The following is a 12,374-nucleotide window of genomic DNA, read 5'->3' on the forward strand; positions in this document are numbered from 1 at the left end:
GGGCTCATATTGCGCTGATATATTCCCGCCGCTCAACAGCGCAAGAGCTGCAGAGTTTGTCTTTCGATTCAAGCGCCGCTCCTCACTCTCTTCCTTCCCCAAAGCCGCCCTCGATGCTGACTTCGCCGCTGTCCCGCTTGCGTTCCTGGGTGCTGGCCGAACCGGAGGAGAGCAAGGCCCGCGGGGCGGTCGCGGCGTCGGGTCTGCGCTGGCGGGCCAGCCGCACCTGGGAGCGGCCGGACGGTCGGCCCGGCAGCACGGCGGCGACGTTGGCCGACATTCAGCTCAGTGCATTGCGAGTGACGTTGCTGGCCAGTCTGGTGCTGGGCTGTGGCGTGGGCCTGCACACGGCGGTGATGGCCCTGATTCGGGGCAAGCCCTGGGCCGTTGTGATCGTGGGTGTGGTGCTCACCCTGCTGGCCGCTGCCATCAGGCAGGCCCGGCGCCCAGGTCGGGCCGGCGGTCTGCTCTTGCTTTGTGCCGTGTATGCCGCCTCGCTGGCCATCACCATCTCAACCGGTCAGCAGCCCGAGCTGTCGCGGCTGGGCTACGTGCTCAGCTACACCGCCCCGCTGGTGGCCGGCTTGCTGATCAACTGGCGCCTGGCCCTCGGCCTGATGGCGTTCAACACCCTGTTCTTCTTGCTTGCGGTGAGCGGCTACGAGGCGCCCCAGCTGCCGCAGCAGGACGTGCGCCTGCCCAACTCCCTGTTCTACGTGCATGCGGCGCTGTTCATGTTCTTCAACCTGTGCATGCCGCTGGCGGTGTTCCGCCTGGTCGATGGCATGGGCAGGATCCAGGAGCGGCTGCGGAGTTCGCGACAGCTGAGCGAGCAGGTCTTCCAGGCCGGCAGCGCGCCGACCCTGGTGTGCGGGCCTGCTGACGAGGTGCTGCGTGCCAACCGGCCCTTCCTGCTGCTGTGCGGGCTCAGCGACGAGCAGGCGCTGCAAGGCCTCGCGCTGTCCGAGTTGCTGAGCGCGCCGGAGGGCGGCCCGCGCAGCTGGCGTGCCGAGACGGGCCTGCGCTGGTGGCTGGATGCCGGCGGCGGGCGGCGAGAGGTCGAGCTGCGTTCGGTGCACAGCATCGGCCAGCGCCTGCAGGCCTACGGCTTTGACGATGTGACCGAGCTGCGCCGCCTGCAGGAGAACCTCGCCGCCTCGGTGCTGCGCGAGGCGCGCGCCACCTGGCATGACGCGCTGACGGGCCTGCCCAACCGCAGCCGTTGCATCCAGCAGCTCGATGCCCTGTGCCTGCTGGGAGCGTCTCGGCCCGCCGTCGCTCTGCTGACGCTGCGCATCAACAACCTGCGCCAGCTCAACGCCCGCTACGGCGTCAATGCCTGCGATGCCTTGCTGAAGTCCTTCGTGCGCGACTTGCTGGCCAGCCTGCCCGCCGGTGTGGAGGTGGCCCGGGTGCGCGGCTCGGTGATCGCCCTGCAAGTGCCGGTGCGTGAGGAGGCCGGCGAGGTGCTCGCGCAGATGCGGCAGCTGTGCGCGACCCTGCCTACGCAGGCCATGGCGGCCAAGCAGCCGGTGATGCTGGACCTGGTCTTCGGCATGGTGGCGGTGCGCGACCTGCTGACTCGCCAGGCCGGGGCCATCGACGGGGCCGAGCTGCTGCGCTGCTCCGAGCTGGCGCTGGACATGGGCCAGGACCCGCGCTGGCGCCAGGAGTTCCATGGCTTCGGCGTGTTTGATGCCACGACGGCGCGGGCCGTGGAGCGCGGCATGGCCATCGAGGCGGAGCTGCCCCAGGCGCTCAATGAGGGGCAACTCCACCTGCTGTACCAGCCGCAAGTGCGGCCGGACGGCAGCCTGCTCGGCTTCGAGGCCCTGCTGCGCTGGACCAGCCCGGCCCTGGGGGCGGTGTCGCCGGTCGAGTTCATTCCGGTGGCCGAAGCCTGCGGCCTGGTGGGGCGCATCACCGATTGGGTGGTCGAGGCCGCCTGCGCTCAACTGGCTCGTTGGCGCTCCGAGGGCCAGGCCAGGGCGCTGACCCATGTGGCGGTCAACCTGTCGGCGCATGACCTGGAACGCTGCGACCTCTTCGACAGGCTGAGCGCCGCGCTACAGCGCCACGGCGTGACGGCCTCGCAGCTGGAGCTGGAGGTGACCGAGTCGGCGCTGACCCGTCAGCCCGCCCAGGCCCTGCTGCAACTGCAGCGCCTGCATGAGGCCGGTTTCACCATCGCCATCGACGACTTCGGCACCGGCTATTCCTCGCTGGCCAAGCTGGTCGACCTGCCCATCGACGTGCTGAAGATCGACCGCTCCTTCCTGCATCAGCTGCCCGGCGATCTGCGGCGCGAGCGCGTGGTGCGCTCGGTCGTTTCACTGGCCCACAGCCTGCGGCTGCGCGTGGTGGCCGAGGGCATAGAGACTGGCGAGCAGATGCTGTTCCTGCAGGCCCTGGGCGTGCATGGCCTGCAGGGCTATCTGTTCGGGCGGCCCGAGGCGCCAGAGCATTGGGCGGCCCTGCTGAGCTGGGGTGGCCTGCCGGACGAAGCGGCGCGGGCGCCCCTCAACCCGGCCTGAGGCCTACGGCGGCTAGCTGCGCCGCGCGCCCGGGTCGTGGCGCTCCAGCCAGGCGAAGAACTCGCCGTACCAGAGTTGGCTGTTGCGGGGCTTGAGGATCCAGTGGTTCTCATCCGGGAACCACAAGAGCCGGGCGTCGACGCCGCGCGCCTTCAAGGTGTTGTAGTAGGCCAGGCCCTGGGCATCGGGCACTCGGTAGTCCAGTGCGCCGTGGACGACCAGGGTGGGGGTCTTCATGTGCTGGGCAAAGGCATGCGGGCTTTGCGCGGCGATCCTGGCCGGGTCGTCCCAGTAGTTGGCGCCCAGCTCGCGCGCATGGTAGGTGTAGGCGTCGTCGGCGAACATGGCCTGCCAGTCGTAGCAGCCGGCATGGCAGACATAGGCCTGGTAGCGGCCCGGTTTCACATGGCCGTTCATCCAGGCCACCATGTAGCCGCCATAGCTGCCGCCGGTGGCGAAGACGCGGCGCTTGTCAGCCCAGGGTTTCTTCAGCAGCAGGTCGGTGGCGGCCTCGATGTCCTGCAGCTCCAGCTCGCCCCAGCGGTGGGTGATCGAGTCGAGGAAACGCTCGCCGAAGCTCGATGAGCCGTGGTAATTCACGCAGGCCACCACATAGCCTTGCGCGGCAAAGGCCTGGTGGTTCCAGCGCCAGTGCCAGCTGTCGCCAAAGGCCGTGTGCGGGCCTCCGTGGATCACATGCAGCAGCGGGTATTTGCGGCGCGGGTTGAAGCCGGGCGGATGGATCAGCCACATCTGCACCTGCTCGCCATTGGCGCCTTTGAACCAGACCTCTTCCTCGCGGCCGAAGGCGTGGCCGGCGAGTTGCTGGTCGTTGACGTTCTCGATTCGGCGCCACTGCGCCCCATGGCCTTCTTCGTCACCCTCGACTTCGAGTACCGAGATGCGCGAGGGATGCTGAACCCCATCGTGGTTGACGACGAGGGTGCCGGCCTCCAGGCCGAAGCTGGCCGCATGGCCGCCCCGGAACAGAACGAAGGCGGCACAGCTCTTCACGTCGAAGCGCCAGAGGTGGCGCCGACCCTGCTCCTCGGCACAGCACAGCAGGCCGAGGTCGTCCTCGTCCCACAGCAGTGGCGCCTCGGGCTCACGGTCCCAGTCTTCCGACAGCACGGCCCAATGGCCTTGCGTGTCGAGAACGGCCAGCTGCCGTGGCGCCGTGTGCTTGCGGCCCTGGTGGCTGGCCAGGAAGGCCAGGTGCTGGCCGGCATGGCTGTAGGCGGGGGCCGTGAAGTCCCAGCCATCCTCCTGCAGGATCACGCGGATGGCACCGTTGCTGCGCACCTCCACCTCGGCCAGGGCCAGGCAGTTGTCGATGCGCTTCTCGGCGGCCGGGTCGAAAGCGAAGACGATGCGCTTGCCGTCCGGCGAGATGTCGAAGCGGTGGGCCTCGGGCTCGGCACGGGGCAGCTCGTAATCCGTGCCCTCGAACAGGTCGCGGGTCTTGCCGGTGGCGATGTCGAGCACATGCAGGCGGGCGACCCGGCCCATCGGCAGCTGGTGGTCCCAGAAGCGGTACTGGGCCTCCGAGGTGACATAGCCGCTGGCCTTGCGCTCCTTGTGCGCCTGCATGGCCTTGGCCTGGGCGGCTGCACCCTTGAGGCCGGGCCAGACCCAGGAGATGAAGGCGATGCGCTTGCCATCCGGGAACCACTTGAAGGCCTTGACACCGGTGGGCATCTCGCTGACGCGCCGGGCCTCGCCACCGTCCGGCGGAATCACATAGAGCTGTGGCTGCTCATCCTTCTGGCCCTGCTGCTCGCGCCTGGCGATGAAGGCAATCAGGTCGCCTTGCGGGCTCCAGAGCGGCGCGCCGTCCTTCTCGCCGCAATGGGTGAGCGGGCGCATCGCGCCGCCCAGCGTGGAGAGCAGGACCAGGCCGGACTGGCCCTGGTTCTTCTCCATGTCGTAGCGCGTGAGGCTGGCCACGGCCTGGGCGCCGTCGGGCGAGAGGCTGGGCGCGCCGAGGCGTTCGAGCGCCCACAGATCGTTGACGTCGAAGCGGGCCTTCTTGGCGGTCATTTTCAGTCTCGTGGTTTCTGCAGCTGCCACTGCAGGTGCGTCTTGATCGTCGGCCACTCTGCGGCGGTGATGCTGTAGACGCAGGTGTCGCGCAGATTGCCGTCGGCCGTGCGCATGTGATTGCGCAGGATGCCGTCCAGCTGGGCGCCGAGGCGCTCGATGGCGCGGCGGCTCTGGGTGTTCAGGCGATGGGTGCGGAACTCGACGGCGATGCAGGCAAGCTGCTCGAAGGCATGCGTGAGCAGCATCAGCTTGCACTCGGTGTTGAGGCCGCTGCGCTGCACGCGCCGGGCATACCAGGTGGAGCCGATCTCGACGCGGCGGTGCACGCTGTCGATGTTCATGAACGAGGTCATGCCGGCAATGCGGCCCTCGGCATCGAGCACGGTGAAGGGCAGCATGGAACCGGCCGCGTGCAGGGCGAGGCGCCGCGCGATCTCGGCTTCCATGCGCTCGGGCGTGGCCACGCTTGTGTACCAGAGCTGGTGCAGCTCGCCGTCGGCGGAGGCTGCTTGCAGGCCGGCCAGTTGCTCGGCGGCCAGCGGGATGAGGCTGGCATGGCGGCCGGTGAGTGTCACCGGCTTCAGGATCTCGCCCGCCATCAGCGGTTGTTCCTCTGCATGAAGACCAGCTTCTCGAACAGCGTCAGGTCTTGCTCGTTCTTCAGGAGCGCGCCCACCAGCGGCGGGATGGCGACCTTGGCATCGCCTTCGCCCTTCAGCTGCTCGACCGGGATGTCCTCGGCCAGCAGGAGCTTGAGCCAGTCCAGCAACTCCGAGGTGGAGGGCTTCTTCTTCAGGCCCGGCAGGTTGCGCACTTCGTAGAAGCTCTTCAGCGCGGCAGCCAGCAGCTCGCCCTTGATGCCGGGGAAGTGCACGTCGACGATGCTCTGCATCGTGGCCGCATCGGGGAACTTGATGTAGTGGAAGAAGCAGCGGCGCAGGAAGGCGTCGGGCAGCTCCTTCTCATTGTTCGAGGTGATGAAGACCAGCGGCCGGTGCTTGGCCTTGACCATCTGGCGCGTCTCGTAGACGTAGAACTCCATGCGGTCGAGTTCGCGCAGCAGGTCGTTGGGGAACTCGATGTCGGCCTTGTCGATCTCGTCGATCAGGAGGGCGACCGGCGTCTCCGACTCGAAGGCCTGCCACAGCGTGCCCTTGACGATGTAGTTGTGGATGTCGCGCACCCGCTCCGAGCCCTCGATGCCGGCCAACTGGCTGTCGCGCAGTCGGCTGACGGCGTCGTATTCATAGAGGCCTTGCTGGGCCTTGGTGGTCGACTTGATGTGCCACTGCAGGAGCGGCAGGCCCAGGGAGGCGGCCACTTCCTCGGCCAGCATGGTCTTGCCGGTGCCCGGTTCGCCCTTGACCAGCAGCGGCCTTTGCAGGGTGATGGCCGCGTTGACCGCCAGCATCAGGTCGGCGGTGGCGATGTACTGGTCGGAACCTGCAAATTTCATGGTGTAGATCAAGGGCAACGGGGGCTGCGAACGAGTATACGGGTCACCCTATAATGCCGGCCGGACGTAAGTACGAGACCCTCGGGACCATGAAAAAACTGCTGCAGATTTCGCTCACCGCCCTGGCCTTGATCGGCTCCGCCGCCCAGGCCCAGGATGTTGCCAAGGGTGACGTGGCCATCGGCGAGAAGAAGATCGCCATGTGCATCGGCTGCCACGGCATTCCTGGCTACCAGGCCAGCTTCCCCGAGATCCACAAGGTGCCGATGATCGCGGGCCAGAACCGCCAGTTCATCGCCGCCGCACTGAACGCCTACGCCAAGGGCGAGCGCAAGCACCCGACGATGCGCAGCATCGCGCAGACCCTGACCGAGGCCGATATCGCCGACGTCTCCGCTTACTACGAACAGCAGGCCAAGGCTCCGGCCGCGCCCGATGCCGCACCTGCGGCCCCGGCCGACGTGGCCAAACTGCTGGAGAAGGGCGCCTGCATCTCCTGCCACGGCGCCAATTTCAGCAAGCCCGTCACGGGCGCCGAGCCCAAGCTGGCTGGCCAGCATGCCGACTACCTCTACGTGGCCCTGAAGTCCTACCAGACCGAAGGCAATCCGCAGGTCGGCCGTGGCAACGCCATCATGGCCGGCCAGGTCAAGCAGTTCAGCCATGCCGAGCTGAAGAGCATCGCCAAGTACCTGTCCACCCTGCCCAGCGAGCTGCGCACGGTGCCGCAGTCCAAGATGCGCTGAAACCTGAAGAAACCGCGCTGAAACGCCACTCGCGGGCGAACAGCGAGACAAAGCCGCCTTTTCAGGCGGCTTTTTTTGCGCCCGTCGCTGCGCCCCAAGCATCAGTCGCAGGTAATACTCACGCGTTCTACGTTGGGACTTTTGGGGCCTGTTGCCCGCGCAATGATCAAGAAGATTCCGACCCAGCAGGTCAAGCTCGGCATGTTCATCCAGGCTCTCGATGGGCCCTGGCTGTCCCACCCGTTCTGGAAGACCAAGTTCCTGCTCGACGACCCGGCCGACCTGGTGGCGCTGCAGCGCAGCCAGGTGGTGGAGGTATGGATCGATGACGGCAAGGGCCTGGACGTGGCGAGTGCGCCCGCCGTGCCGCCGCCGGTCGCCCAGCCGGCCGTGATGGCGGCGCCGACGGTGATCAAGCCGGGCCGCTTGCCGGCCGGTGCCGAGGTGGAGCGCGCGGCCGCCCTGGTCAATCGCTCGCGCCAGCAGGTGATGTCGCTGTTCGGCGAGGCGCGCCTCGGCAAGGCGGTCGACGCCGAGCAATGCCTGCCCCTCGTGGAAGAGGTGGCCAATTCGGTGGCCCGCAATCCTTCGGCTCTGATCAGCCTCGCGCGGCTCAAGACCAAGGACGACTACACCTATTTGCATTCGGTGGCGGTCTGTGCGCTGATGGTGTCGCTGTCGCGCCAGCTGGGCCTGGACGAGGCCCAGACCCGCGAGGCCGGCCTCGCCGGCCTGCTGCACGATGTGGGCAAGATGATGATGCCCACCGAGGTGCTGAACAAGCCGGGCCAGCTGACCGACGCCGAGTTCGCCGTGATGCGTTCGCACCCGATGCGCGGCTATGAGGCGCTGAAGGAGGGCAATGCCGTGCCCGAGGCGGCGCTGGAAGTCTGCCTGCATCACCACGAGAAGATGGACGGCAGCGGCTACCCGCACAGGCAGGCCGGTGAGCAGATCAGCCTGCTGTCGCGCATGGGCGCGGTCTGCGACGTCTACGACGCCATCACCTCCAACCGGCCCTATAAGAACGCCTGGGACGCGGCCGGCTCGCTGCAGCGCATGGCGCAGTGGCAGGGGCATTTCGATCCACGCGTGTTCCAGGCCTTCGTCAAGTGCGTGGGCATCTACCCGGTGGGTTCCCTGGTCAAGCTGCACTCGGGCCGGCTGGCCGTGGTGGTGGACCAGCATCCGACCAACCTGGTGGCGCCCACGGTCAAGCTCTTCTTCTCGACCAAGTCGCAGATGCCCATCCCGGTCGAGTTGCTGGACCTGGCCAGCAGCAATGACCGCATCGTCGGCCGCGAGTCGGCGGCCGACTGGGGCTTCAAGAATCTGGACGACTTCTGGACCCGCGCTTGAACTGCGCCGTACCACGCTGAAGGCCCGAGCAGGGCCGGCTTTGACCCTTACAACCGGGCTTTGCCTGCCCGCCCGCCCGCCAATACTGCAGGGGACTGAATCCGCCCTCTGCCCCATGAAGCCGCTCGCCCTCGTCCGCCTCGTTCCTCTGGCCTTGTTGCTGGCCGTGTCGGCCTGCGGTGGAGGCGGGGGCAGCAGCAGCGACAGCGGTGGCGGCGGCACGACGCCCACCACGCCTATCACCTTGAGTGGCATTGCCGCCGTCGGTGCACCGCTGGGCAATGCCCAGGTCTCGGTGATCGATGCCTCCGGCGCGGCCGTCGGCACGGCCACCACGCATCCCTCCGAGGGCAGCTACAGCATCACCCTGAGCAAGCTGCCGACGGCGCCGCTGCTGATCCAGGCGCGCGGCCTGGATGCGGCCGGCAATCTGCAGCTGCTGCATTCCACCGTCGGCACGGCGGCCACCAGCATGGTGGCCCACATCACGCCGCTCAGCGATGCCATCGTGGGCCTCTCGCTCGGCGCCGAGCCGCGCGGCCAGTTCGCCACGCCCACCGCTGCCAGCCTGGCCAACCTGAGCCTGGCGGCCGGCGCGCAGACCTTTCTGAAGACCCTGATCAAGAGCCAGCTGACCGACCTGAAGGTCACCGACCCGACGACGCTGAGCCTGCTGACCGACAGCGCGTTCGCCGCCAACAAGGGCGCGCACGACCTCTTGATCGAAAGCCTCAAGCTCGGCTACTCGCGCAACAGCAAGGGCGTGGACCAGCTCCTAATCAGCAACAAGCTGCTGCCGACCAACACCATCGAGGTGCAGGTCGACCTGCCCACGGCCAAGACCGAGCTGGCCAAGACCACCACCGGCACGCCGGCCACGGCCATCGTCTCGACGCTGAAGGCCACGACCAGTGCCGCCACCACGCTCGGCAACATCGGCTCGCTGGACGATCTGGGTGCCGCCTTGAACAAGCTGATCGCCCAGGGCGGCACAGCGGCCACGATGGCGGCCGATCCGCTGCTCTCGCTTTACGTGAGCCATGACAGCCGCTTGGCCGCCGACCTGGCGGCCAAGCTGGCCGGCTACGCCAGTGCCAACCGCCAGTTGGGCCGCTTCCTGATCACCGGCTGTGCCGACGATCAACTGGCCAGCGGCGACTGCAAGAAGGTGCTGGTGGCCGCGCCGGTCAGCGACAGCACCGGCACCCTGGTCGAGTTCTTCGCCGATGCGGTCAGCTACAAGGCCACGGCCGCCACCGGCATGACCAAGTGGAGCCTGGTCGGCAATGGCCGCAAGCGCGAGCTGGCGCTCTATCCGCTGTACTGGCTGGCGCTGGAGGCCGATGGCACGGCCAGCACCAGCGTCACGCCCAATCCTTCAGCCGGCGTGCAGGTGCTGGTGCAAGGCCAAGACCTTGCCTCGCCGCCGGCCCAGCTGCAGACCTCGGCCACGGTGCAGACGCCGGGCGGCTACAGCATTCCGCTGGCCTATTGCAGCCGGCCCTATCTGTGCGTGAGCAGCACGCCGGGAGCGACCAGCGCTACGGCCACCGGCGGCATCGCTGACCATGCGCTGCTGGCCTCGTCGCTGGGCTGGATTGGTTCGATGGATGCGCTGCGCGGCGCCAAGTACCAGTTCTCGATGACCATAGGCACGACGCCGGAAACCAAGGCCGTCTACCTGCGTGCCGAGGTGCCGCTGGAGGCGCCGGCCAGCGCGCGCTTCCCGACGCTGAACGGCATCGGCACCAGCAGCCCCTTGCTGGCCTCGGCCGCGCTGAGCGGGCTCAAGGTCGACTGGAGCAACTGGCTGACGGCCAACCCGGACCTGCGCCTGATCAGCCTGCGCGGCGTGTTCTCGGCCTCGGGTGCGACCACGCGCATCGTCGAGTACACGCTGCCGCTGGTCTTCAAGGATCCGATCACGCTGCCCGTGCCACCGTTGCTGACGGCGACGCGGATGGAGTATTGGCTGACCGCCCAGGACGCTCAGGGGCGGCGCTTTGTGACGCGCTATCTGGCGAAGTTCTGAGGGCCGGAAATGCAAAAGCCCCGGCTGGCGGGGCTTTGATGGCGGAGTACTGCTGGCGGAAACGGTGAGATTGCCGTGCCTCCCGGCACGTCCAAGTCCGCTGAAGCGGCCTTGACCGAACGAACTGGCGGAAGTGGTGAGATTCGAACTCACGGACGGGTCACCCCGTCGCTGGTTTTCAAGTTTGTCCGTCCCGAACCTCACACAGCTTTTTCCTGCTTGCCATAGCTTGGTGTGGCGCGCAAGCAGCCCAGTCTCATGAAGTTGCGGGCTTTATTGAACTCGTCCAGCATTTGCCCAGCCTGCTTACAGCGGGCTTTTTTTCAAGAGGGCGCAGATGCAGAAGTTGACGAAGAGAGCGGTGGACGAATTCAGGTTCCCCGAAGGTGGCATGTCTTCCACGGGCAAGGCGCTAACGCAGGCGTTTCTGTGGGACGGTGAGACGCGCGGCTTCGGCGTTCGCGTCTCGCGCGATGGCAAGCGCTCATTCATCGTGCAAGGCAGGGTGAACGGCAAGGAGCTTCGAGTCACGGTTGGCCGCTATGGCGTCGAGACGGTAGACCAGGCCCGAGAGAGCGCGAAGGAGGTGCTTCGTGGCTTTCGGCTTGGCATCGATCCTCGGGTTCTTGCCAAGGAGCGTGCAGCCCGGACGGTGACGCTGCGCGAGGTGGCAGATGCGTACATGCGCGACCGGCCTCTGAAGGAGAGCAGCAAGGGCGAGATAGATCGTCATGTGACCACCACCTTCGCCGCGTGGCTGCAAAAGCCCGTTTCTGCGATCTCGCGCGACGCGGTCACCAAGCGATTCAACGAAATCAAGAACCATGGGCTGCGGGGGAGGGGGCCGGCACCGGCGCAGGCCAATCAGGGTTTCGCTGTGCTTCGCGCGTTGATCAACTACGCAATCCGTGAGTACCGAAAGCCCGATGGCTCTGCCATGCTAGCCGACAACCCGGTTGATGTATTGCACAAGAAGTGGGTGCCGATCCAGCCAAGAAAGTCTCGCGTCCCGGACGCCAAGATGGGCGCCGTTTGGTCTTATCTGCGGGATGCGCGCGCCTACGCCTACAACCGCGATACAGCGGCCAGCATTGACCTCGTGCTCTTCCTCTTGCTGACTGGTGCTCGCATCGGCGAGGCGTCGGCGCTGACTTGGAATCGCGTGAACTTGGAAGAGGGCTGGTGGCACATCCCGGATCCTAAGAATCGGAACCCGGTCTGGTTGCCGCTGTCCACGCAGGCGGTCGAACTGTTGAAGACCCGGCAGCGGGTGGAAGGTAGCCCATTCGTGTTCGGCTCTTGGGGCAAGTCTGGACACCTGAAGGACCCACGCGACACGATGAAGCATGTGTCCGCGGTTGCGGGATGCCGATTGACGCCTCACGACCTCAGACGCACGTTCACCACGGTGGGCATTGCGCAGTGCGGCATCGATTTGTTTAAGGTTGAACTGCTGACGAACCATGTACCGAAGTCAGTGACCGAGCGGCACTACTTGGAGACGTCACATCTGCAGTATCTGCGGCCGGACGTGCAGCGGATTGCCGACATGATGGCTGGTGCTGCAGCAGCTGCGACATAAGTACCGGCAGCGAGCTAGACCTTGATGTATTGACGCCGGTTGCCACAGGTGGTCAAGGCAAGTACAGTGCGGCCACGCTGTGCAAATCAAACCAGCTATCAAACACTAAGAGGTGCAACGCTTCTTGGCCGAATCAGCAAGATTCGGCCCGCCCGGTACGTCGGTGGGCAGTGTGACCTGACTGCAAGCCTTGTCTTGTTGTATCTCAGTCAGATCGCTCTCAAGACGAGGCAATTCCAGAGGGATTGCCATGAATTCCGACCTAAGTCCGGTTCGACTCCTTACTACGCCGCAAGCCGCAGCACTCATGGGGCTTCGCCCCAACACTCTTGAGATCTGGCGTGTTTCTGGCAAGGGACCTGCCTATCGCAAGTTGGCCGGGCGTGCAGTGCGCTATGTCGAGACTGAAGTCATCGAATGGCTAGCGGCCTGTCGACACCGCAACACCAGTGAATACGCGCTTTGTGGGCGAGCGGCAGCTCCGCAGACTGAGGCGGCCCAATGAGCGGCGGCAACCACATTGATGGGAGCTGCTGGGCTTCTTCATCGGGGTCTGAGGGGCTCGCAGTCCGTAGTCCTGATAGTGCCGTCGCCGAGCATCGCGAATCGCCATCGGCTTTTC

9 protein-coding genes are annotated in these 12,374 nt (G+C 66.4%); 6 read left to right on the forward strand and 3 right to left on the reverse strand.

Annotated elements, in window-relative coordinates; genetic code table 11:
- Positions 1 to 113: 113 nt before the first annotated feature.
- Positions 114 to 2,534: an EAL domain-containing protein gene (locus J7U46_RS13295; protein ID WP_282826551.1), complete on the forward strand. Its 2,421-nt coding sequence runs from the start codon at positions 114 to 116 to the stop codon at positions 2,532 to 2,534.
- Positions 2,535 to 2,546: 12 nt separating this feature from the next.
- Here the strand turns inward: J7U46_RS13295 and J7U46_RS13300 are convergent, their stop codons facing one another.
- The 3 genes from J7U46_RS13300 to J7U46_RS13310 are packed head-to-tail and all read right to left on the reverse strand — an operon-like array spanning position 2,547 to position 6,033.
- Positions 2,547 to 4,574, reverse strand: coding sequence for a S9 family peptidase (locus tag J7U46_RS13300; protein WP_282826553.1), 2,028 nt, complete (start codon positions 4,572 to 4,574; stop codon positions 2,547 to 2,549).
- A 2-nt stretch (positions 4,575 to 4,576) separates the two neighbouring features.
- Positions 4,577 to 5,176, reverse strand: a complete 600-nt coding sequence (locus tag J7U46_RS13305) for a GNAT family protein (protein ID WP_282826555.1) — start codon at positions 5,174 to 5,176, stop codon at positions 4,577 to 4,579.
- Complete coding sequence (locus tag J7U46_RS13310) at positions 5,176 to 6,033, reverse strand: MoxR family ATPase (RefSeq protein ID WP_282826556.1); 858 nt, start codon at positions 6,031 to 6,033, stop codon at positions 5,176 to 5,178. The genes J7U46_RS13305 and J7U46_RS13310 overlap by 1 nt, the downstream gene beginning before the upstream one ends.
- An 89-nt stretch (positions 6,034 to 6,122) precedes the next feature.
- Here J7U46_RS13310 and J7U46_RS13315 point away from each other — a divergent pair, with 89 nt between their 5' ends.
- The 5 genes from J7U46_RS13315 (at position 6,123) to J7U46_RS13335 (ending at position 12,257) form a co-directional block, all read left to right on the forward strand.
- Positions 6,123 to 6,779, forward strand: coding sequence for a c-type cytochrome (locus tag J7U46_RS13315; protein WP_282826558.1), 657 nt, complete (start codon positions 6,123 to 6,125; stop codon positions 6,777 to 6,779).
- 162 nt (positions 6,780 to 6,941) lie between these two features.
- Positions 6,942 to 8,138 carry an HD-GYP domain-containing protein gene (locus J7U46_RS13320; protein WP_282826560.1) on the forward strand — a complete coding sequence of 399 codons (1,197 nt, stop codon included), beginning with the start codon at positions 6,942 to 6,944 and terminating at the stop codon, positions 8,136 to 8,138.
- 115 nt (positions 8,139 to 8,253) lie between these two features.
- Positions 8,254 to 10,170, forward strand: a complete 1,917-nt coding sequence (locus J7U46_RS13325; RefSeq protein ID WP_282826562.1) for a hypothetical protein — start codon at positions 8,254 to 8,256, stop codon at positions 10,168 to 10,170.
- 337 nt (positions 10,171 to 10,507) lie between these two features.
- On the forward strand, positions 10,508 to 11,752 hold the full coding sequence (locus tag J7U46_RS13330) for a site-specific integrase (protein ID WP_282826563.1): 1,245 nt from the start codon (positions 10,508 to 10,510) through the stop codon (positions 11,750 to 11,752).
- Between the two features lie 250 nt (positions 11,753 to 12,002).
- On the forward strand, positions 12,003 to 12,257 hold the full coding sequence (locus J7U46_RS13335) for a helix-turn-helix domain-containing protein (protein WP_282826565.1): 255 nt from the start codon (positions 12,003 to 12,005) through the stop codon (positions 12,255 to 12,257).
- Positions 12,258 to 12,374: the final 117 nt, after the last annotated feature.

This window comes from Pelomonas sp. V22 (assembly GCF_030014915.1).
In the GTDB taxonomy this organism is placed as follows: domain Bacteria; phylum Pseudomonadota; class Gammaproteobacteria; order Burkholderiales; family Burkholderiaceae_C; genus JAUASW01.